The following is a 20,839-nucleotide window of genomic DNA, read 5'->3' on the forward strand; positions in this document are numbered from 1 at the left end:
CAGTCATCGATTGAGAGGGGCGGGGACAACAGGTAAAATACCGAATTACCACTGCGCCAGACAGCTATGACCAAGTTTATCTTCGTTACCGGCGGCGTTGTCTCCTCCCTTGGGAAAGGCATCGCCGCCGCGTCGCTTGCGGCTATCCTAGAGTCGCGCGGCCTCAAAGTCACCATGATGAAGCTCGATCCGTATATCAACGTCGATCCGGGCACCATGAGTCCGTTCCAGCATGGCGAAGTCTTCGTCACCGAAGACGGCGCCGAAACCGACCTCGATCTGGGCCACTACGAGCGCTTCATCCACGCCAAGATGAGCCGCCGTAACAACTTCACCACCGGCCAGATTTACGAATCGGTCATCAAGAAAGAGCGACGCGGTGATTATCTGGGCAAGACCGTGCAGGTCATCCCGCATATCACCGACGAGATCAAGCTGTTCCTCAATCAGGGCGCGGGTGATGCCGAACTCGCCGTGGTCGAGATCGGCGGCACGGTGGGTGATATCGAATCGCTGCCCTTCCTCGAATCGATCCGCCAGATGGGCGTGGAACTCGGGCGCGAGAATACCTGCTTCGTCCACCTGTCCTATGTGCCCTATATCGCCGCCGCCGGCGAAATCAAGACCAAGCCGACCCAGCACTCGGTCAAGGAACTCCGTGAAATCGGCATTCAGCCCGACGTGCTGATCTGCCGCGCCGACCGCATTGTTCCCGACGAAGAAAAGAAGAAGATCGCGCTGTTCACCAATGTCAGCGAGCGTGCCGTGGTGTCGTGTCCCGATATGGACTCGATCTACAAAATCCCGCGCGTCCTGTCGGAACAGCATATCGACGACATCATCTGCCAACAGCTCCGGCTCGACCTGCCGCCGGCCAATCTCAAGCTGTGGGACGATATCGTCGAAGCGATCGAGAACCCGAGCCAGACCGTCAATATCGCCATGGTCGGCAAATACGTCGACCTGACCGAGTCGTACAAGTCGCTGATCGAAGCGCTGAAGCACGCCGGTATCCATACCCGCAGCGACGTCAAAATCCACTATATCGACTCCGAAGAGCTGGAAACCGGCCACCTCGAACAGCTCGACCGCATGGATGCCATCCTGGTGCCGGGCGGCTTCGGCAAGCGTGGTGTCGAAGGCAAGATCCGCGCGGTGCGCTATGCGCGTGAGCACGATATCCCCTACCTCGGCATCTGCCTCGGTATGCAGCTCGCCCTGATCGAATACGCCCGCGACAAGGCCGATATGGCCGGCGCCAATTCGACCGAATTCGACCCCGAAACCCCGTACCCGGTGGTGGCCCTGATCGACGAGTGGATCAACCAGGACGGTCGCATCGAAGTCCGCGACGAGAATTCCAACCTGGGCGGCACCATGCGTCTGGGCAGCCAGGATTGCGATCTGGTACCGGGCAGCCTGGCCGCCAGCATCTACGGCAGCGAGCGTATCGTCGAGCGCCATCGTCACCGCTATGAAGTCAACAACCACTACCTGCCCCGGCTCGAAGCGGCCGGCCTCAAGGTCAGCGGTCGTTCGACCGACCCCAACCATCTGTGCGAGACGGTGGAACTGCCGGGCCATCGCTGGTTCTTCGGTTGCCAGTTCCATCCGGAATTCACCTCGACCCCGCGTGACGGCCACCCGCTGTTCCGCGCCTATATCGAGGCGGCCATCGCCTACGCCCGCGACCACGGTCGCAGCGGCCTGGCCTGCTGATTGACGGACCAGCGGCGAACGGGAACATCCCGTTTCGCCCCCGGTCCGAGCCGCGACCCCTATCCATTTGAGGACATATCCATGAAGCTGTGCGGCTTTGATGTCGGTCTCGACCGACCGCTGTTTCTGATCGCCGGTCCCTGTGTGATCGAAGGCGAGCAGTTCGCCCTCGACACAGCCGGTCTGCTGAAGGAAGTCGCGGCCGAAGTCGGCATTCCGTTTATCTATAAGTCGAGCTTCGACAAGGCCAACCGCTCGAGCGACAAGTCGTTCCGGGGCGTCGGCATGGACAAGGGTCTGGCCATCCTGGCCAAGGTCCGCGAGCAGATCGGCGTGCCGGTGCTGACCGATGTGCACGATAGCGAGCAGGTCGAACCGGTCGCGGCCGTGGTCGATGTCTTGCAGACCCCGGCCTTTCTGTGTCGCCAGACCGACTTTATCCGCGCCTGTGCCCAGAGCGGCCGACCGGTCAATATCAAGAAGGGCCAGTTCCTCGCGCCCGGCGACATGAAGAACGTGATGGACAAGGCCCGCGAAGCGGCCCGTGCCGTCGGCCTGCCCGAAGACAACTTCATGGCCTGCGAGCGCGGCGCCAGTTTCGGCTACAACAATCTGGTATCCGATATGCGCAGCCTCGCCATCATGCGCAATACCGGCTGCCCGGTGGTGTTCGACGCCACCCATTCGGTGCAGTTGCCCGGCGGGATGGGCGAATCCTCGGGCGGTCAGCGCGAATTCGTGCCGGTGCTGGCGCGGGCGGCGGTAGCGACCGGGGTGGCCGGTCTGTTTATGGAAACCCATCCCGACCCGGCCCTGGCCCCGTGCGACGGCCCCAATGCCTGGCCACTGCCGCGCATGAAGGAATTGCTGTTCGTGCTGAAGGAACTCGACAGCCTGGTCAAACGCCAGCCGCTGCACGAAAACACGCTGTAACCAGCGGCGGGCCGCCAGCCCGCCGGACGGACCGAATTTTTCCTCACAGGAACCGACCCGATGAGCGTAATCGTAGAAGTCATCGCCCGCGAAATCCTCGACTCGCGTGGCAACCCGACCGTCGAAGCCGACGTGCTGCTGGAAAGCGGCATCATGGGCCGTGCTGCCGTACCGAGCGGCGCCTCGACCGGCGCCAAGGAAGCGCTGGAGATGCGCGACGGCGACGCCGGCCGCTATCTGGGCCGTGGGGTGCTCAAGGCGGTTGAGCATGTCAATACCGAAATCTGCGATGCGATTATCGGGCTCGACGCGGCCGAGCAGTCGTTTATCGACAAGACCCTGATCGAACTCGACGGCACCGACAGCAAGTCGCGCCTGGGCGCCAACGCCATCCTGGCGGTGTCGGTTGCCGTGGCCAAGGCCGCAGCCGAAGAAGCCGGTCTGCCGCTGTATCGCTATCTGGGCGGTGCCGGCCCGATGAGCCTGCCCGTGCCGATGATGAATGTGATCAACGGTGGCGCCCATGCCAACAACAGCCTGGATATCCAGGAATTCATGATCATGCCGGTCGGCTTCGACCGTTATCGCGAAGCGCTGCGCTGCGGCGCCGAGATCTTCCACGCGCTGAAGAAGCTGTGCGCCGAGAAGGGCTTCTCGACCGCCGTGGGCGACGAAGGTGGCTTTGCGCCCAATCTGAAGAGCAATGAAGAAGCACTCGGCCTGATCGCCGCCGCCTGCGAGAAAGCCGGCTACACCCCGGGTGAGCAGGTACTGTTTGCGCTCGACTGCGCCAGTTCCGAGTTCTACAAGAACGGCGACTATGTGCTCGAAGCCGAAGGTCTGCGCCTGACGTCCGAGCAGTTCGCCGACTACCTGGCCACGCTGGCCGGCAAATACCCGATCATCTCGATCGAGGACGGGATGAGCGAGCACGACTGGAAGGGCTGGAAGATCCTGACCGACAAGCTGGCCCGCAGCGTGCAGCTGGTCGGCGACGATGTGTTCGTCACCAACCCGAAAATCCTCGGCGAAGGCATCAAGGCCGGGATCGCCAATGCGCTGCTGGTCAAGATCAACCAGATCGGCACGCTGAGCGAGACGCTGCAAGCGGTCGAACTGGCCAAGCGTTCGGGCTACGCTTCGGTGATGTCGCACCGTTCGGGTGAAACCGAAGATTCCACCATCGCCGACCTGGCCGTGGCCACCAACTGCATGCAGATCAAGACCGGTTCACTGAGCCGTTCCGACCGGATGGCCAAGTACAACCAGCTGTTGCGGATCGAGGAAGAACTCGGCGACGCTGCCTACTACCCGGGCCGCAATGCCTTCTACCAACTGCGCTGAGCCTGCGCAGACCCAGCCCGGCGCTCCGCGCCGGGTTGTCCGGCGGACGATGGCGACATCGTCCGCCGTCCCATTTTTTCGCGCTGACGCGCGCTGTGCCTGATTGCGAAGCCGACCATGCGCCTGCTCTCTCTGCTGCTTGCCACCTTGATCGTCCTGACCCAATGGCCCTTATGGATAGGCAAGGGCAGTTGGCTCAAGGTATGGCAGATTGAGGCGCAGGTGGCGCAGCAGAAACTCCAGAACGAACAGCTCCAGGCACGCAATGCTGCGCTCGACGCCGAAGTGAAGGATTTGAAGAACGGCACCGCCGCCATCGAGGAGCGCGCCCGCAGCGAACTCGGCATGGTGCGCGACGATGAGGTGTTCTTCCAGTTGCTTGATGTGGGCTCGCGTCCGGCCAGCTCTCTGCCGGTCCCCGCGCCCGTGCCGGTGCGTCCGGCCACCCCGCCAGCCCCGCCCAAGGCCGAAGCGCCAGCCGATGCCGAGTCCGAAGCCGCCACCGCGCCAGCGGTACCGAATCCCTCGCCCGACCACTGAGCCTGGAACGGTTGGGGCTAGAGCATTTCTATTGAGATCGGAATCGCCGTTGAGGTGGCCTCTTCGCACAAACCTGAGCCTTTAGGCCAAGACGCACTGACTCCGAGTTTGCTGGAAATGCGTTATGGAACCGTCCAGACCGAGCAGGCAATCCCTTGGGGTCATTGCTGATGAATACCGCTAGCCTCTATCTGTGGGCGGCCTGTCTGATGGGAGCCTGGACCACGCTGATCTATTTGCTGCTTTGGCGCTGTGAAGGCCGTTTCCGCTCCAATTCAGGCGTTCTGCGTGTTTCTTCAGGCTTGTCTGTGCTCTGGCTGGGCTATTCGCTTTATGTCTTGTTCCATCCTGTGCCCGCCTACCCGGGCTGGCTGCCTGCGATCGTGCTGGCCGATGTCTTGCTGGTCTGGATCGGTGAGCAGATTTCCCCGGCCTTCCGCTTCACCCTGCCGCCACCGGGGCGGCAATTGTCGAATGATGAGCTGTCGCACTATCTGAAGCGGCTATGGCGCGAGCTATGGGTCGATGGGGTCGATGCCCGGCTCGCCCCGTGGCAGCTGGCGCTCTACCTGGCCAATACCCTGCTCTGGTGGGGCGTGGCCTGCTTCTTTTTGCTCAAGGATTAAGCGCTGCCGGGGCTTGGGCGGCGCAGTAAGGTGGATCGATGAGGGTTTGAGGGATTTTTTATTTATTGGCTATAATGCTCTGCATGTCTTGCAAAAATTTAGCCTAAATTTTTCCTTTTACCTTTCCTTGCACCAATGAAGCCGGTGCCTGAAGGCTCGCGCTAGAATAGCGTCCATGTCCGCCTTCGATCCCAAACCCATTCTCAATAGCCTGCCCAATCTGCCGGGTGTCTACCGTTTTCTGGCTGGCAACGGCGATGTGCTGTATGTCGGCAAGGCGGTGGATCTGAAGCGGCGGGTCAGTTCCTATTTCCGTGGCAGTGGTCTGTCGCCGCGCATCCAGCTGATGGTCGGGCAGATCGCCGATATCCAGACCACCGTGGTGCGTTCCGAAGCCGAAGCGCTGATTCTTGAAAACAATCTGATCAAGGCGCTCGGCCCGCGCTACAACATCCTGTTTCGCGACGACAAGTCCTACCCTTATCTGGAAATCAGCGGCCACGCCGCGCCGCGCCTGGCTTATCACCGTGGTGTGCTTGACCGGCGCAACCAGTATTTCGGGCCGTTTCCCAACGGCTATGCGGTGCGCGAAAGCGTCCATCTGCTGCAACGGGTGTTTATGCTGCGCACCTGCGAGGACACGGTATTCGAAAACCGCGCCCGGCCTTGTCTGCTGTACCAGATCAAGCGTTGCAGCGGCCCCTGTGTCGATGCGATCAAACCGGAGGATTACCGGCGCGATGTACAGCAGGCGGTACGTTTTCTCGAGGGTCGGGCCAATGATCTGATCGACGAGTTGGACGCCAAGATGCAGGCGGCGTCGGCCGCCTGGGACTTCGAAGCGGCGGCGCGCTATCGCGACCGCATCCAGGCGCTGGCCCGGGTGCAGGAAAAGCAGTTTGTGGTCAGCAGTTCGACCGAGCTTGACGCCGATGTGGTCGGCTGTGTGGCCGAGTCGGGCATGGTGTGCGTCAATCTGGTGATGATCCGGGGCGGCCGCCATGTCGGCGATAAAAGCCTGTTTCCGAGCCATGGCGACGGCTACGAGGTCGAAGCGGCGCTTGAAGCCTTCCTGGCCCAGCATTATCTCGACCGTGCCATTCCGCCTTTGATCATCTGCAATGCGCCCGACAGCCAGGAGATGCTGGCCGAGCTGTTGAGCGAGCAGGCCGAGCGGCGGGTGCATATCGTCAGCAATCCGATTGGTGAGCGGCGCGTGTGGCTTGATATGGCCTTGAAGAACGCGGCGCTGGCGATCAGCCAGCGGCTGTCACTCGAATCGACCCAGCTGGCGCGCTTGCAGGCCTTGCAGGAAGCCTTGCGCCTGCCCGATTCGGCGCAGCGGATCGAATGCTTCGATATCAGCCATACCATGGGCGAGGCGACGGTTGCCTCGTGCGTGGTGTATGACCGGCTGGCCATGCAGCCCAGGGAATACCGTCACTACAATATCGAGGGCATTACCCCGGGCGACGATTACGCCGCGATGCGCCAGGTGCTGACCCGCCGCTATGGCAAGGTGGCACAGGGCGAGGGGGCGGTGCCTGATCTGATCCTGATCGACGGTGGCAAGGGGCAGATCGGTGTGGCGGTCGAGGTGATTGCCGAAGTCGGCCTGACCGAGTCGCTATTGGTCGGCGTGGCAAAAGGCGAATCGCGCAAGCCCGGGCTTGAACAGTTGATTGTTCCGTCGCGTGGCGAAACGGTACAATTGCCGCGCGATTCGGTCGCCCTGCACCTGATCCAGGCCATTCGCGACGAAGCGCACCGCTTTGCCATTACCGGCCACCGCGCCCGGCGCGGCAAGGCGCGGGTCTCGTCCAGTCTGGAACAGATCGATGGCATCGGCACCAAACGCCGCCAGCGCCTGCTGACCCGTTTCGGCGGTCTGCAAGGGGTCAAGGCGGCCAGTATCGAGGATCTCTGCCAAGTCGAGGGCATCAGCCGGGCCTTGGCGGAGAAGATTTACAACGCGCTGCACTGACCAGCCCGGCCATGCCTTTGAATCTGCCTACGTTGCTTACCTGGGCGCGGATCGTCATGATCCCGCTGATCCTTGGCGTCTTTTATTTCCCCGACCATTGGCTCCATTCCGAAGGCCGCAATCTGGCCGGTGCCCTGCTGTTTGCCCTGGCCGGCATCACCGACTGGTTCGACGGCTATCTGGCGCGCAAGTGGAACCAGACCTCGGCCTTCGGTGCCTTTCTCGACCCGGTGGCCGACAAGCTGATGGTGGCAGCGGCCCTGATCCTGCTGGTCCAGCTCGGCCGTGCCGACGCCTGGCTTGCTGCGATCATCATCGGCCGCGAAATCACCATCTCGGCACTGCGCGAATGGATGGCCCAGCTAGGCGCCACCCGCAGCGTGGCCGTGTCCTATGTCGGCAAGGTCAAGACTGCCGCCCAGATGGCGGCCATCTTTATGCTGCTCTGGCATGAGCCGCTGATCCCCGGCCTCGATACCCAATATATCGGGACGATCTGCCTCTTTGTCGCCGCCTTGCTGACCCTCTGGTCGATGGGGTACTACCTGCGCATGGCCTGGCCGCAGCTGACCCGGCGCGACAACGCCGGCGTTGACTTCGACTAGGTGCTCCCGCGCAGCGGTTGGCGCCAGTAAAGAAAATATTCTGTAAAGCGCTTGCTAGGTTCCCCGCACTTTTGTGCGGGAATATCTGTTTTTCTGCACAACAGCAGCGCGATCTGTCGAGTTGGGGTGGACAGGTGTCTCGGGCCCGCTTGTGCGGCGCCGCAATCCGCCTTGCTGGGCGGCGGGCGGCCGTGATAAGTTCAGGCTCTTCCCGACATATCCCGGCCGCAATCCCATGGCGCAGACCCTCTACGACAAGCTCTGGCACAGTCATCTGGTACACCAGGAAGCCGACGGTACGGCGCTGCTGTATATCGACCGTCATCTGATTCACGAAGTCACCAGCCCGCAGGCGTTCGAAGGGCTGAAGCTCGCTGGCCGCAAGCCGTGGCGGATCTCCAGCATCGTCGCCACCGCCGACCACAATACCCCCACCACCGACTGGGATCGCGGCATCCAGGACCCGATCTCACGTCAGCAGGTCGAGACGCTCGACAGCAATATCCGCGAAGTCGGTGCGCTGGCCTATTTCCCTTTCCGTGACGCGCGCCAAGGCATCGTCCATGTGGTCGGCCCGGAAAACGGCGCCACCCTGCCCGGGATGACCGTGGTGTGTGGCGACTCCCATACCTCCACCCATGGCGCATTTGCCTGTCTGGCCCATGGCATCGGCACCTCCGAAGTCGAGCATGTGCTGGCGACCCAGACCCTGGTGGCCAAGAAGTCGCGCACCATGCTGGTCAAGGTAGACGGCGAACTCGGCCGTGGCGTCACAGCCAAGGATATCGCCCTGGCCGTGATCGGCCGCATCGGCACGGCCGGCGGCACCGGCTATGCGATCGAATTCGGCGGCTCGGCCATCCGGGCGCTGTCGATGGAAGGGCGGATGACGCTGTGCAATATGGCCATCGAAGCCGGCGCCCGTGCCGGTATGGTGGCGGTCGACCAGCACACCATCGATTACCTCAAGGACCGGCCGTTCTCGCCCAAGGGCGAGCAATGGGACACAGCGGTCAGCTATTGGCGCACCCTGGTGTCCGACCCCGAGGCAAGTTTCGATCAGCTGATCGAACTCGACGCCAGCCAGATCGCCCCGCAAGTCACCTGGGGCACCAGTCCCGAGATGGTGGTGACGGTGGCCGACCGGGTGCCCGACCCGACCCGGGAAACCGACCCGGTGCGACGCAGCGGGATGGAGCGCGCGCTCAGCTATATGGGTCTGGCTGCCAATACCCCGATTACCGAGATTGCCGTGGACAAGGTGTTCATCGGCTCCTGCACCAACTCGCGCATCGAAGACCTGCGGGCGGCGGCGGCCGTGGTGCGAGGCCGGCGCAAGGCCGACGTGGTCAAGCAGGTACTGGTGGTGCCCGGGTCTGGACTGGTCAAGGCCCAGGCCGAGGCCGAGGGACTGGACCGTATCTTTGTCGAGGCAGGCTTTGAATGGCGGGAGCCGGGCTGCTCGATGTGTCTGGCGATGAATGCCGATCGGCTCGAGCCCGGCGAGCGTTGCGCCTCGACCTCCAACCGCAATTTCGAAGGTCGCCAGGGGCCTGGTGGACGTACTCATCTGGTCAGCCCGGAAATGGCCGCTGCGGCCGCCATCGCCGGCCATTTCGTGGACGTGCGGAATTTCTGAGCACCATGGACTGGACCAAGCGCTGCCGACTGCTTCTGATCGCACTGGCGCTTTGTGCGACCGGTTGCAATACCCTGCGGGGCATCGGCCAGGATATCAAGAAGGGCGGCGAAGCCATCGAAAACGCCGCCCGCCGGGGCTAGCCCGGCCTGCCACAGGAACGACCATGCAAGCCTTCACCCATCTCGACGGGCTCGTCTGCCCGCTTGACCGCGCCAATGTCGATACCGACGCGATCATTCCCAAGCAATTCCTCAAATCGATCAAACGCTCGGGTTTCGGTCCCAATCTGTTCGATGAATGGCGCTATCTCGATCATGGCGAGCCCGGCATGGATAACAGCCGCCGCCCGCTCAACCCCGATTTCGTGCTGAACCAGCCACGCTACCAGGGCGCCCAGATCCTGCTGGCGCGCGAAAACTTCGGCTGCGGCAGCTCGCGCGAACATGCGCCGTGGGCACTCGAAGATTACGGCTTCCGGGTAATCATCGCCCCGTCGTTTGCCGACATCTTCTTCAATAACTGCTACAAGAACGGCCTGCTGCCGATCGTGCTGGCTCCCGAGGTCGTCGATGCGCTGTTCCAGGAAACTGCCATCAAGGAAGGCTACCGCTTGCAGATCGATCTGCCGTCGCAGAGCGTCACCACGCCCGCAGGCCTTGCTTTTGGCTTTGAGATCACTGCCCACCGCAAGCATTGCCTGTTGAACGGTCTCGATGAGATCGGTCTGACGCTGGCGCATGCCGACAAGATTCGTGATTTCGAGGCGCGGCGGCGGGCCGAGCAGCCCTGGTTGTTCTGATGCGCCTGCGGCTGCTTGGCTGGCTGCAACGCCATCTGCTCGCCACCTTTGGCCTGATGGGAGCGCTGTTTCTGGCGTTTGCCGTCGCGACAGTCAATCTGGCGGTGCTGCTCAAGGCCAATCTGGAACTGCTGCTCGAATATGGCTTGATGGCCGCCGCCGACGGCGGCCTGCGCCAGTTGAGCGAGCTGGTGCTGTCGGGCTATCTGGCCTTGTTGGCCTGGCTTGGCTTCAAATGCTGTGAAAAGCTGCTGGTGGATCGGCTGACCCGGCCGGAAGCCTGAATCGGCCGCTTAAGGGAAAATTTTCTGCAAAATAGTTGCAAGGTATACTGTGCAATTCAGTTTAATTTGAAAAGAATATGATCTCTGCTTACTTGTGTTGTCCCGCCGCTGTCGCGGCGTGTCGCCATCGCCGTTTCAATGCCGCGCCCGGCCGGGTGACGGCCAGACAAGGAATTGCCCAACCATGAAAATCGCCATTCTTCCCGGCGACGGCATCGGCCCCGAAATCGTGGCCCAGGCCGTGCGCGTGCTGGAGCGCCTGCGCGCCGACGGTCTGCCCATCGAAACCGACACCGCACCGCTGGGCGGCGCGGCCTATGACCAGTATGGCGACCCTTATCCCGAAGCGACCCAGAAGCTGGTGCGCGCCGCCGATGCGGTGCTGCTGGGCGCGGTCGGCGGGCCGCAGTACGACACGCTGCCGCGCGATATGCGTCCCGAGCGCGGTCTGCTGCGGATTCGCAAGGATCTCAATCTGTTCGCCAATCTGCGCCCGGCCGTGCTCTATCCCGAACTCGCCGGGGCTTCGACCCTGAAGCCGGAAGTGGTGGCGGGGCTCGACATCATGATCGTGCGCGAGCTGACCGGTGATATCTACTTCGGCCAGCCGCGCGGCGTCCATATCAATGCCGCGGGCGAGCGTGAAGGTTTCAATACCATGCGCTACAGCGAGTCGGAAATCCGCCGCATTGCCCGGGTGGCCTTTGGCATCGCCCAGAAACGCAATCGCCGGCTGTGTTCGGTCGATAAGGCCAATGTGCTCGAATGCACCGAGTTCTGGAAGGAAATCGTCAGCGACGAGGCGCGTCACTTCCCCGATGTCGAGCTGAGCCATATGTATGTGGACAACGCGGCCATGCAGCTGGTGCGCAATCCCAAGCAGTTCGATGTGATCGTCACCGGCAATATCTTTGGCGACATCCTGTCGGACGAGGCCTCGATGCTGACCGGTTCGATCGGCATGCTGCCGTCGGCCTCGCTCGATGAGCGCAACAAGGGCCTCTACGAGCCGTGTCACGGCTCGGCGCCCGATATTGCCGGGCGCAATGTGGCCAATCCGCTGGCGACCATCCTGTCGCTGGCGATGATGATGCGTTACACCTTTGGCCGCGAAGACCTGGCACGGCGGATCGAAAGTGCCGTGCAGGCCGTGTTGGCACGCGGTGTGCGCACTGCGGATATCTATGAACCGGGCAGCGACAAGGTGTCGTGCTCGGGGATGGGCGACGCCGTGATGGCAGCCCTGTGATCAGACGTCGCGCGCTCTTACTGGCTTTGGCCGCCATGCTGCTCCTGAGCGGCTGCGGCCAAGCAGTGCCGGCCGAGCGTGCGGCCTATGTCGGCGATTGGCGCAGCAGCGGTGGTGCCTGGCAGGGCCAGGGCGACGGCATGCGGCTACAGATTGCCGCCGATGGCCGGGTCGAATATCAGCGGCGGGAAGGCAAGCAACTCACCACCATCTCGGCACCGTTGCAGGGTTTTTCCGGCAACGGCTTCGAGGTCGGGATATGGGGCTGGACCACCACTTTCGTGGTGAGTGAAGCGCCGCATCGCGTCGGGCCACACTGGACCATGGTGGTCGATGGCATGCGCCTTGACCGTGCCGCCGAATAAAGGCCCGTTTCACTTTACTTGCAAGGATTTCCCCATGTTGAAAGTCGGTTTTGTCGGTTGGCGCGGAATGGTCGGTTCCGTGCTGATGCAGCGGATGCGCGAAGAGCATGATTTCGATCTGATCTCGCCGCATTTCTTCACCACATCGAATGTCGGCGGTCAGGCGCCCGATATCGGGCGCGTCGATCTGGCCCCACTGGCCGATGCCCGCTCGATCGAAGCGCTCCAGGCGATGGATGTGATCCTGACCTGCCAGGGCGGTGACTACACCAACGAAATCCATCCGAAACTGCGTGCCGCCGGCTGGAAAGGCTACTGGATCGACGCCGCCTCGGCGCTGCGGATGGCCGACGACGCCGTGATCGTGCTCGACCCGGTCAACCGCGAGATGATCGACCAGGCGCTGGCGGCCGGAACGCGCGACTTTATCGGCAGCAACTGCACCACCGCCATTATGTTGATGGGTCTGGGCGGGCTGTTCCGCGCCGGTCTGATCGAGTGGGTCAGCACGATGACCTATCAGGCCGCGTCTGGCGGCGGCGCCCAGCATATGCGCGAGCTGCTGACCCAGATGGGTCGCATCCATGCCGGCGTGTCCCAGCTTCTGGACGACCCGGCCTCCTCGATCATCGATATCGACCGTCGCGTGGCCGTCACGCTGCGCAGCGATACGCTGCCGACCGAACATTTCGGCGCCCCGCTCGCCGGCAGCCTGCTGCCCTGGATTGACCGTCAGCTCGACAACGGCCAGTCGAAGGAAGAGTGGAAGAGCCAGGCCGAAACCAACAAGATTCTCGGCACCAGCAGCACCATCCCGGTCGATGGTCTGTGCGTGCGGATCGGTGCCATGCGCTGCCATAGCCATGCGCTCACCATCAAGCTCAAGCGCGATGTGCCGCTCGATGAGGTGGAACAACTGATCCGTGGCGCCAATGAATGGGTCAAGTGGGTGCCCAACGAGCGCAGCGAAACCCTGCAGGCGCTGACCCCGGCGGCCGTTACCGGCCGGCTCGATATTGCCGTGGGCCGGGTGCGTAAGCTCAATATGGGGCCGGACTATCTGGGCGCCTTCGTTTGCGGCGACCAGTTGCTGTGGGGCGCGGCTGAGCCGCTGCGCCGGATGTTGCGTATCCTGCTGGCCAGATAAGGCCGGCTTTCGTCAGACAGGGCGTCATCGGCTGTCCGCCCGACTGCGTGTCCGGACTAGGTGTCGCGGACAGCGTGTCGCGGACAGCGTGTCGCGGACAGCGTGTCCCGGACAGCGTGTCCCGGACAGCGTGTCCCGGTCGATACCAAGGTGAGTTGCGGTTTTTGACCTGACTCAGCGGCCGGCCCGCTTGGACGCCCTGGCAAAGTCGAATCGCACTCGATCTCTACAAGGCCGACCGGCTGTGGCCGGTCGTGCTATCCGCCGTTTTCCGTTTTTCTTCGTTTCACGACCATGCTCGCACCGATCGAACACCGTATCGCCGTCGAAATCGACGCCCGTCCTGCCCAGGTCGCCGCTGCCGTCCAGTTGCTCGACGAAGGCGCCACCGTGCCGTTTATCGCCCGTTACCGCAAGGAGGCGACCGGGGGGCTCGATGATGGCCAATTGCGCCATCTGGAAGAGCGGTTGCGCTATCTACGCGAACTTGAGGCCCGCCGCGAGGCGGTGATCGAGTCGGTGCGCGAGCAGGGCAAGTTGACGGCCGAACTGGAAGTCGAGCTGCGCCGCGCCGACAACAAGCAGCGGCTCGAAGACCTGTATCTGCCCTATAAGCAGAAACGCCGCACCAAGGCCCAGATCGCGCGGGAAGCAGGTCTTGCGCCCTTGGCCGAATTGCTGCTGAGCGAGCCTGATCGCCAGCCGGAGGCAGAGGCCGCACCGTTTGTCGATGCCGGGCGCGGCGTCGAGGATGTACGCGCGGCGCTCGACGGCGCTCGCCATATCCTGATCGAGCGTTTTGCCGAGGATGCGGCGCTATTGGGCGAATTGCGCGAGTTGTTATGGAGCCGCAGCGAGATTGTGGCCAAGCTCGCCGATGAGGCAAAGCGCGAGGAAGGGGCCAAGTTCGCCGATTATTTCGACCATCGTGAACCCTTGCAGCGCGTGCCTTCGCACCGGACATTGGCGCTGCTGCGCGGTCGCAATGAAGGTGTGCTCGACTTTACCCTGGCGCTGCCCGAAGACGCTGAGCTGGCGCCGGGTCGGCCGTCGGCGGGCGAGCGCCATATCGCTGCCCGTTTTGGCATCGCCGACCGGGGCCGGCCGGCCGATAAATGGCTGGCCGATACGGTGCGGCTGGCCTGGCGCGCCAAGATTTTCCTGTCGCTCGAAGTCGAGCTGGTCGGTCGGGTGCGCGAACAGGCCGAAGCCGAGGCGATCAAGGTGTTCGGCGCCAATCTCAAGGATCTGCTGCTCGCCGCCCCGGCCGGCCCGCGTGCCACCATGGGGCTTGACCCAGGGCTGCGTACCGGGGTCAAGGTGGCGGTGGTCGATAGTACCGGCAAGCTGGTCGATACGGCGACCATCTACCCGCACGAGCCACGCCGTCAGTGGGACGCCTCGCTGGCCACGCTGGCGGCGCTGGTCGAGCGGCACAAGGTCGAGCTGATTGCCATCGGCAACGGCACGGCCAGCCGTGAAACCGACCGGTTGGCGGCCGACCTGATCAAGCAATGCAGTGACGCGCGGTTGAGCAAGGTGGTGGTGTCGGAGGCCGGCGCCTCGGTCTATTCGGCTTCGGAACTCGCCGCGCGCGAATTCCCCGATCTCGATGTCAGCCTGCGTGGCGCCGTCTCGATTGCCCGTCGCCTGCAAGACCCGCTGGCCGAACTGGTCAAGATCGACCCCAAGGCGATCGGGGTGGGCCAGTACCAGCACGATGTCAACCAGACCGAAATGGCGCGCCAGCTCGATGCCGTGGTCGAAGACTGCGTCAACGCCGTCGGTGTCGATGTCAACACGGCCTCCGCCGCGCTGCTGGCCCGGGTATCGGGCCTGTCCGCCACCCTTGCCGGCAATATCGTGTCCTACCGCGATGCCCACGGGGCGTTCCGCAGCCGCAGCCAACTGCGCGATGTGCCTCGGCTGGGCGAGAAGACCTTCGAGCAGGCAGCGGGCTTTTTGCGGGTGATGAATGGCGACAATCCGCTCGATGCCTCGGCGGTTCACCCGGAAGCCTATCCGGTGGTCGAAAAAATCCTGGCCAAGATCGGCCGGCCGGTCAAAAACCTGATCGGTGACAGCGCTTTCCTGCGTCAGCTCGATCCGCAGCAGTTCACCGACGAGCGCTTCGGTCTGCCGACCGTGCGCGACATCCTGGCCGAACTCGACAAACCGGGCCGTGACCCGCGTCCCGAGTTCAAGACGGCAGCCTTCCGCGAAGGAGTGGAAGACCTGGCCGATCTGCAAGCAGGCATGCTGTTGGAAGGGGTGGTCACCAACGTCACCAATTTTGGCGCTTTCGTCGATATCGGCGTGCATCAGGATGGGCTGGTCCATATCTCGGCCCTGTCGAGCAAGTTTGTCAAAGACCCGCGCGAAGTGGTCAAGGCTGGCGATGTGGTCCGGGCCAAGGTGCTCGAAGTCGATGTGAAGCGGCGCCGGATCGCCCTGACGCTGCGGCTCGACGATCCGCTGCCCGGCGCAGAAACCATGGCCCAGGCCCGGCCGGCCCGCGACGGCCAGCGCGACAAAGGCCGCCGGCCGAACAACGAAGCACCGACTGCCACAGCCATGGCCAGCGCCTTTGCGGCTTTGAAAGGAATCAAGCGCTGAAGCCTGCTTGGGAGAATCCGGCGGCCGAACAACCTCGCCGGCACTCCCAAGCGACGATAGGGACTTTGTGACGCCACCTTGATCGGACAGGCGCTGACTCCAGCCAGTCCGATCAGGCATGGTCGCAGCATGATGGGGCAATCGATTTCGATTGCCCCGCCATTTTTTGCTGCTGGAGTAGCGGGTTTTGAAACAGGGTCCTGGCGGTCAGGCCGGACAGTGAGGGGGCAGGTATTGGGCTTGGAACGCCGAAATATCCATGAAAAACGGCGCACCGTCTGGACGATGCGCCGTTTTGTATTGCGGGCCGATTACTTGGCCGAGGCTTCCTTGGACTGCTTGACCGCTTCGTTATATTCGTTGATGGCGGTGTTGGCGGCTTCCATGGCGCCGGTCGATACCTTGTTTTGCTCGTCGACGAATTTCTTGATGCACTCGCCGTATTCCTTGAAACGCTTAGTGTAGGTCTTGACCTGGGTTTCCGAGGCCAGACGGCCCGGGTGGTCGACCTTGGTGCAGCTATGCTTGGCCGGGGAGGCGGCTGCCGGGGCTGCATCGGCAGCAGGGGCCGGGGTGTCGGCGGCAAAGGCCGTGGCGCTCAGGGCAAGCAGGCTGACAAGCAGAGTCTTGGTCATGGTCGGAGATATTGGCTGTTGGGAAAAAGACCGGGCATTGTAGTCCGCACCATGCTATTTCAGGAAGCGGGAGCGAGGCTGTCGCAACGGCGCATTTTTTGCACGTCTGTTGGTCGAAGCCGAACGATGTTCATCATTGCCCAGGGGAAACACCATGCCCACCATCCTGCCTCGCGGCGCTTGTGCCGCTCTGCTGGCGGCGCTGTTGGCCGGTTGCGCCACCATGTCGGTCCCGCCTTTGACCGTCGATGAAGCGCTTGCCATGTCCAAAGCCGGCGCCAGTCCCGATGCCATCATTGCCAAAATGCGCGACACCCGCGCCCGTTATGACCTCACCGCCAGCGATATGGTCCGTCTGCATGAGCAAGGCATGCCACCGCCCGTGCTCGACTATATGCAAAGAACCCAGCTCGAACAGGTCCGCAGCGAAGAACGCCAGAACCGCTTTATCTTCAGCTTCGGCTGGTCGCACGGTATGGTCAGATGCCGGCCACATTGGCGGCATTGCTGGTAAATGAATGTTTTGTGAAAAATGTCTGCTAATACAGGGACGGTATTCAGCCAATAAGGATGGAAATAGGAATAGACCTTTGGGTCGATGTGCTGCGCTGTTTCCTTTCTCCCGCAAGGCATCCGCCGCCTGTCGATAAATGCCTTCCGCGTCGGAGACTCCCAGCGAACCAGTAGTCCACCATCAATAAGTCGCTGACCACAGAAAGAGACCAGGCCGCCAACATCGATGATGGGCGGCCTGGTTTTTTATGGGTAGGGCAGACCGGTAAATCAGGTGTTGAACCGATCAGCTATTGGATGCCGTATCGATCCAGCGTCCCAGTTCCGAAGCCGGCAGGGCGCCACTGATCCGGGCCAGTTCCTGGCCGCGTTTGAACAGCGCCAGGGTCGGAATGCTGCGGATGCCGAATTGCTGGCCCAGAAATGATTCAGCTTCGGTATCGACCTTGGCGAACACCACATCGTTACGCTGCTGGGCCACCTGGCTGTAAGTCGGGGCAAAGCTGCGGCACGGTGCGCACCAGGGTGCCCAGAAATCGACCAGCAGCGGTTTGTCGAGCGAACGGGCCAGCGGCATGAAGTTGGCCTGGGTCAGCGAGAGCGGCGCGCCGCTCAGTATCGGTGCCTTGCAGGCGCCGCAGCGCGGGCCGTCATTGACGCGGGCTTCGGGGATGCGGTTGGTGGTATGGCAGTGCGGACAATCGAGTTGCAGGGTGGAAGTGCTCATTGTGGTTTTCCTTTCCGATCCGGTTCAGAGGGCGTTCACCGGTATTTTCAGATAGACCCGGCCATTGGCTTCAGGTTTAGGGAGGGCGCCGGCGCGGATATTGACCTGTACCGCCGGCAGCATCAACTGAGGCATGGCCAGCGTGCGGTCGCGGCTTTCGCGCATCGTGACGAATTCCTGTTCGCTGACGCCGTCATGGACATGAATATTGCCCAGCCGCTGTGCAGAAACGGTGCATTCCCAGCTAGGCTGCCGACCAGGTGGAGGATAGTCATGGCACATAAATAAGCGAGTGGTCTCGGGCAAACTCAGCAGGCGACGGATCGAGCGGTAGAGCGTGGCCGCGTCGCCGCCGGGGAAGTCGCAGCGGGCGGTGCCGACATCGGGCATGAACAGGGTATCGCCGACAAAGATGGCGTCGCCGATCCGGTAGGCCATATCGGCCGGGGTATGGCCCGGTACAAACAGCGCCTGCGCTTGCAGATCGCCAATGCGAAAGGTTTCGTCGGCCTGGAACAGATGATCGAACTGGCGGCCGTCGGCGGGCAGATCGTCGAGGTTATACAGGGCGGCGAAGATCTTCTGTACTTCACGGATCGATTCGCCAATCGCAATCTGCCCGCCCAGGCGCGATTTGAGATGGATGGCGGCCGACAGATGGTCGGCGTGGGCATGGGTTTCCAGAATCCAGTCGAGGCGCAGACCGTGCTCGACGATAAAGCTGCTGAGCTGGTCGGCGTTGTCGGTCCGGGTGCGGCCCGACTTGGGATCGTAATCAAGCACCGTATCGACCACGGCGGCGTGGCCGCCGACCCGGTCGTACACCACATAACTGATGGTGCCGGTGGTCGGATCGTAGAAGCCTTTGACATGCGGGACTTGGGTCATGGTGGCAATCCTGGTTCGACGCTGCGCCATACTTGGCGAATCATAAAGATAGTGTAAGCAGTACGGTTCTGTTGGCGCCGATATCGGCCTCAGTGCCGATTGAGGCGTTCGTATCGTGCCTGCCTCCACGCCAACCAAGGCGGTCAGGCCATGCCGCCATGTCTGGCGCGTAGTGGGTAAACCGGTACAGCGTGGAAAATCCGACTATTTTATGGATAGCCCAAGCCGGCCGTGTACGATTTCGTGCATGCCTGCGTGAGAATTTCGATAAGGCAGACGGACCAGTCGCGGTGACGCCGTGCCGTTGTCCCATTAATCTGCCGGTCCTTGTCCTGTAAGGAAGCCTAACTTGTCCCATCCCCCCGATCGCGAGGGCACGCCTTTGTCTGACGTACAGGCGCTGCGCTGGTGGCGCCATTATCGGTCGGCCGACCTGCCGGCCGATCTGATTGCCAGCATTACCCTGACCGCGCTGTTGATTCCGCAGTCGCTGGCCTATGCCCAGTTGGCGGGCTTGCCGCCTGAGGCCGGGCTTTACGCCAGCATGTTGCCGCCACTGATCTATGCCTTGTTCGGCACCAGCCGCCTATTGGCCGTCGGGCCGGTAGCCCTGGCTTCGCTGATGACGGCGACCTCGCTGGCGGGCGTCGCACCGGGCAGCTATGCCTTGCTGGCGGCATGGCTGGCCTTGTTGTCGGGATTGATCCGGGTGGTGCTGGCACTGCTGCGCTTCGGCTTTATCGCCAATCTGCTGTCCCATTCGGTGATCGGCGGCTTTATCGCCGGTTCCGCGCTGCTGATCGTACTGGGACAGGTACCGGCAATGCTGGGCCTGTCGGCCGGGCAGGCCGGGGGGTGGGACTGGCTGGGTCAACTGGCCCGCACTGAGCCCGCCACGCTGGTGTTGTCACTGGTGGCGCTGCTGGGCCTGCTGGCCGCGCGCCACGGTCTGCCGCGATTGGCCCTGCGCCAGGGCTGGTCGGCGCGTACCGCCACCTTGGTCAATGGCACGGCACCTGTGCTGGTGATCATCGGCGCCGGGCTGGCCGCCTGGGCCTGGGGCGACGGGCGGATTGCCACGGTAGGGGCTGTCCCGGCGGGATTGCCGCCGCTGGGCATCGAGCCGGTATCGTGGCAGACCCTGCTTGGCCTGCTGCCGGCGGCGCTGGCGATCAGTCTGGTCGGATTCGTGGACAGTATGTCGGTGGCGCAGCAACTGGCGCTCAAGCGACGGGAGAAGATCGAGCCTGATCGGGAATTGCTGGCGCTGGGACTGGCCAATGTCGCGGCCGGCTTGAGCGGCGGCTATCCGGTATCGGGCAGTTTCGGCCGTTCGGCCGCCAATGGACTGGCCGGGGCGCGCAGTCAGATTGCCAATATCCTGTCGGCAGGCTGGATGGTGCTGGTGGCGCTGGGTCTGGGCAGCCTGTTCGTCCATCTGCCACGGGCCGTGCTCGCGGCTACCATCGTGGCGGCGGTAGCGAGCATGTTCGACTGGAGCGTGCTGCGGCTGGCCTGGCGCTATGACCGGCGCGATGCGGCCGTGTTTGTGGCCACGGCCGTGGCGGTGCCCCTGCTTGGGGTGCTCGATGCCATCGGGGCGGGCGTGCTGTTGAGTCTGACGCTGTTCTTCTGGCGCACCGGCCGGCCGCATATGGCGGTGGTGGGTCGGGTGCCGGGGACGGAGCACTACCGCAATGTGCGACGCCATCAGGTCGAGACCGTGCCCGGGGCGCTGGCAGTGCGGATCGACGAGAGCCTCTACTTCGGCAATATCCGCAATGTCGAGCATCGACTGGCGGTGCTGCTTGCCGATGCGGGGGAGGTCCATCATCTGGTACTGATCCTGTCGGCGGTCAACGCGATCGACGTGTCGGCACTGCAAGCCTTGGATGAACTGAACCGCAGCCTCGGCGCGCAGGGCGTGGCATTGCATCTGGCGGAAGTGAAGGGGCCGGTGATGGATAAGCTGATCGCCAGCGGCTTTATCGAACGTTTGCAGGGCAGGGTGCATCTGTCGACCCATGCGGCTTTGCAGGTGTGTCGCGGGGTGGTCGAGGACTATGTGATCTGATGCGGCAAATGGATAGGAGCTGGTCGCACAAGGGCGGTCTTCAAGCAATTCACTCGGGTCAGACAGGTAGGGCCGGGTGACCGCTCACCGGATCAACCTGACGCGCGACAAGCTCGAAGATGTGATGGACGGCGATCTGTTCGAGCTGA

20 protein-coding genes are annotated in these 20,839 nt (G+C 62.8%); 17 read left to right on the forward strand and 3 right to left on the reverse strand.

The genetic code is table 11. The features are described 5' to 3' along the window. Positions 1–66: 66 nt before the first annotated feature. The 15 genes from ACFOW7_RS02370 (at position 67) to ACFOW7_RS02440 (ending at position 15,853) form a co-directional block, all read left to right on the forward strand. Entirely contained in the window at positions 67–1,719 is a 1,653-nt protein-coding gene (locus tag ACFOW7_RS02370; protein WP_378160610.1) for a CTP synthase, read from the forward strand. Positions 1,720–1,800: 81 nt separating this feature from the next. Next, positions 1,801–2,652 (forward strand): 3-deoxy-8-phosphooctulonate synthase, encoded by an 852-nt coding sequence (kdsA, locus tag ACFOW7_RS02375; protein ID WP_378160613.1) that lies wholly within the window; start codon positions 1,801–1,803, stop codon positions 2,650–2,652. A gap of 60 nt (positions 2,653–2,712) precedes the next feature. Further along, positions 2,713–3,996, forward strand: coding sequence for a phosphopyruvate hydratase (eno, locus tag ACFOW7_RS02380; RefSeq protein ID WP_378160615.1), 1,284 nt, complete (start codon positions 2,713–2,715; stop codon positions 3,994–3,996). Positions 3,997–4,113: 117 nt separating this feature from the next. Further along, entirely contained in the window at positions 4,114–4,536 is a 423-nt protein-coding gene (gene ftsB / locus ACFOW7_RS02385; RefSeq protein ID WP_378160617.1) for a cell division protein FtsB, read from the forward strand. Positions 4,537–4,706: 170 nt separating this feature from the next. After that, positions 4,707–5,162 carry a hypothetical protein gene (locus ACFOW7_RS02390; protein ID WP_378160619.1) on the forward strand — a complete coding sequence of 152 codons (456 nt, stop codon included), beginning with the start codon at positions 4,707–4,709 and terminating at the stop codon, positions 5,160–5,162. A gap of 175 nt (positions 5,163–5,337) precedes the next feature. Then, entirely contained in the window at positions 5,338–7,146 is a 1,809-nt protein-coding gene (uvrC, locus tag ACFOW7_RS02395; RefSeq protein WP_378160622.1) for an excinuclease ABC subunit UvrC, read from the forward strand. Between the two features lie 11 nt (positions 7,147–7,157). Beyond that, a complete protein-coding gene (pgsA, locus tag ACFOW7_RS02400) occupies positions 7,158–7,751 on the forward strand; it encodes a CDP-diacylglycerol--glycerol-3-phosphate 3-phosphatidyltransferase (RefSeq protein WP_378160624.1) in 594 nt (197 codons plus the stop codon). 235 nt (positions 7,752–7,986) lie between these two features. Beyond that, positions 7,987–9,390, forward strand: a complete 1,404-nt coding sequence (leuC, locus tag ACFOW7_RS02405; protein ID WP_378160626.1) for a 3-isopropylmalate dehydratase large subunit — start codon at positions 7,987–7,989, stop codon at positions 9,388–9,390. 5 nt (positions 9,391–9,395) lie between these two features. Next, complete coding sequence (locus ACFOW7_RS02410) at positions 9,396–9,533, forward strand: entericidin A/B family lipoprotein (protein WP_378160628.1); 138 nt, start codon at positions 9,396–9,398, stop codon at positions 9,531–9,533. Positions 9,534–9,556: 23 nt separating this feature from the next. Beyond that, on the forward strand, positions 9,557–10,192 hold the full coding sequence (gene leuD / locus ACFOW7_RS02415; protein ID WP_378160630.1) for a 3-isopropylmalate dehydratase small subunit: 636 nt from the start codon (positions 9,557–9,559) through the stop codon (positions 10,190–10,192). Beyond that, positions 10,192–10,476: a hypothetical protein gene (locus tag ACFOW7_RS02420; protein WP_378160632.1), complete on the forward strand. Its 285-nt coding sequence runs from the start codon at positions 10,192–10,194 to the stop codon at positions 10,474–10,476. Before leuD ends, ACFOW7_RS02420 begins: the two co-directional genes overlap by 1 nt. 184 nt (positions 10,477–10,660) lie before the next feature. Then, positions 10,661–11,725: a 3-isopropylmalate dehydrogenase gene (leuB, locus tag ACFOW7_RS02425; RefSeq protein WP_378160634.1), complete on the forward strand. Its 1,065-nt coding sequence runs from the start codon at positions 10,661–10,663 to the stop codon at positions 11,723–11,725. A gap of 35 nt (positions 11,726–11,760) precedes the next feature. Continuing rightward, the gene (locus tag ACFOW7_RS02430) at positions 11,761–12,090 is read left to right on the forward strand and encodes a hypothetical protein (RefSeq protein ID WP_378160636.1); all 330 of its coding nucleotides are present in this window, start codon (positions 11,761–11,763) and stop codon (positions 12,088–12,090) included. 37 nt (positions 12,091–12,127) lie between these two features. Next, entirely contained in the window at positions 12,128–13,237 is a 1,110-nt protein-coding gene (gene asd / locus ACFOW7_RS02435) for an aspartate-semialdehyde dehydrogenase (protein ID WP_378167969.1), read from the forward strand. 294 nt (positions 13,238–13,531) lie between these two features. Next, positions 13,532–15,853, forward strand: a complete 2,322-nt coding sequence (locus ACFOW7_RS02440) for a Tex family protein (protein WP_378160638.1) — start codon at positions 13,532–13,534, stop codon at positions 15,851–15,853. Between the two features lie 311 nt (positions 15,854–16,164). On the opposite strand, the gene ACFOW7_RS02445 is transcribed toward ACFOW7_RS02440, so the two are convergent. After that, the gene (locus ACFOW7_RS02445; protein ID WP_378160640.1) at positions 16,165–16,488 is read right to left on the reverse strand and encodes a hypothetical protein; all 324 of its coding nucleotides are present in this window, start codon (positions 16,486–16,488) and stop codon (positions 16,165–16,167) included. Positions 16,489–16,642: 154 nt separating this feature from the next. Between ACFOW7_RS02445 and ACFOW7_RS02450 the strand changes: the two genes are divergently transcribed. After that, positions 16,643–17,002 (forward strand): hypothetical protein, encoded by a 360-nt coding sequence (locus ACFOW7_RS02450; RefSeq protein ID WP_378160642.1) that lies wholly within the window; start codon positions 16,643–16,645, stop codon positions 17,000–17,002. A 285-nt stretch (positions 17,003–17,287) separates the two neighbouring features. On the opposite strand, the gene trxC is transcribed toward ACFOW7_RS02450, so the two are convergent. Both trxC and ACFOW7_RS02460 read right to left on the reverse strand, forming a co-directional pair. Then, positions 17,288–17,728: a thioredoxin TrxC gene (gene trxC / locus ACFOW7_RS02455; RefSeq protein WP_378160644.1), complete on the reverse strand. Its 441-nt coding sequence runs from the start codon at positions 17,726–17,728 to the stop codon at positions 17,288–17,290. Between the two features lie 24 nt (positions 17,729–17,752). After that, positions 17,753–18,616, reverse strand: coding sequence for an MBL fold metallo-hydrolase (locus ACFOW7_RS02460; protein WP_378160646.1), 864 nt, complete (start codon positions 18,614–18,616; stop codon positions 17,753–17,755). A gap of 349 nt (positions 18,617–18,965) precedes the next feature. On the opposite strand from ACFOW7_RS02460, the gene ACFOW7_RS02465 reads away from it, so the two are divergent. Continuing rightward, entirely contained in the window at positions 18,966–20,690 is a 1,725-nt protein-coding gene (locus tag ACFOW7_RS02465; RefSeq protein WP_378160648.1) for a SulP family inorganic anion transporter, read from the forward strand. Positions 20,691–20,839: the final 149 nt, after the last annotated feature.

It is taken from the genome of Chitinimonas lacunae (assembly GCF_042650885.1).
In the GTDB taxonomy this organism is placed as follows: domain Bacteria; phylum Pseudomonadota; class Gammaproteobacteria; order Burkholderiales; family Chitinimonadaceae; genus Chitinimonas_A; species Chitinimonas_A lacunae.

Coding starts and splice junctions, on each gene's coding strand:
- ACFOW7_RS02450 (WP_378160642.1), top strand. CDS start 16,643: ATGCCCACCATCCTGCCTCGCGGCGCTTGTGCCGCTCTGCTGGCGGCG.
- ACFOW7_RS02445 (WP_378160640.1), bottom strand. CDS start 16,488: ATGACCAAGACTCTGCTTGTCAGCCTGCTTGCCCTGAGCGCCACGGCC.
- ACFOW7_RS02420 (WP_378160632.1), top strand. CDS start 10,192: ATGCGCCTGCGGCTGCTTGGCTGGCTGCAACGCCATCTGCTCGCCACC.
- trxC (WP_378160644.1), bottom strand. CDS start 17,728: ATGAGCACTTCCACCCTGCAACTCGATTGTCCGCACTGCCATACCACC.
- ACFOW7_RS02440 (WP_378160638.1), top strand. CDS start 13,532: ATGCTCGCACCGATCGAACACCGTATCGCCGTCGAAATCGACGCCCGT.
- ACFOW7_RS02370 (WP_378160610.1), top strand. CDS start 67: ATGACCAAGTTTATCTTCGTTACCGGCGGCGTTGTCTCCTCCCTTGGG.
- leuD (WP_378160630.1), top strand. CDS start 9,557: ATGCAAGCCTTCACCCATCTCGACGGGCTCGTCTGCCCGCTTGACCGC.
- ACFOW7_RS02430 (WP_378160636.1), top strand. CDS start 11,761: ATGCTGCTCCTGAGCGGCTGCGGCCAAGCAGTGCCGGCCGAGCGTGCG.
- leuC (WP_378160626.1), top strand. CDS start 7,987: ATGGCGCAGACCCTCTACGACAAGCTCTGGCACAGTCATCTGGTACAC.
- ACFOW7_RS02390 (WP_378160619.1), top strand. CDS start 4,707: ATGAATACCGCTAGCCTCTATCTGTGGGCGGCCTGTCTGATGGGAGCC.
- pgsA (WP_378160624.1), top strand. CDS start 7,158: ATGCCTTTGAATCTGCCTACGTTGCTTACCTGGGCGCGGATCGTCATG.
- ftsB (WP_378160617.1), top strand. CDS start 4,114: ATGCGCCTGCTCTCTCTGCTGCTTGCCACCTTGATCGTCCTGACCCAA.
- ACFOW7_RS02410 (WP_378160628.1), top strand. CDS start 9,396: ATGGACTGGACCAAGCGCTGCCGACTGCTTCTGATCGCACTGGCGCTT.
- ACFOW7_RS02460 (WP_378160646.1), bottom strand. CDS start 18,616: ATGACCCAAGTCCCGCATGTCAAAGGCTTCTACGATCCGACCACCGGC.
- leuB (WP_378160634.1), top strand. CDS start 10,661: ATGAAAATCGCCATTCTTCCCGGCGACGGCATCGGCCCCGAAATCGTG.
- uvrC (WP_378160622.1), top strand. CDS start 5,338: ATGTCCGCCTTCGATCCCAAACCCATTCTCAATAGCCTGCCCAATCTG.
- eno (WP_378160615.1), top strand. CDS start 2,713: ATGAGCGTAATCGTAGAAGTCATCGCCCGCGAAATCCTCGACTCGCGT.
- kdsA (WP_378160613.1), top strand. CDS start 1,801: ATGAAGCTGTGCGGCTTTGATGTCGGTCTCGACCGACCGCTGTTTCTG.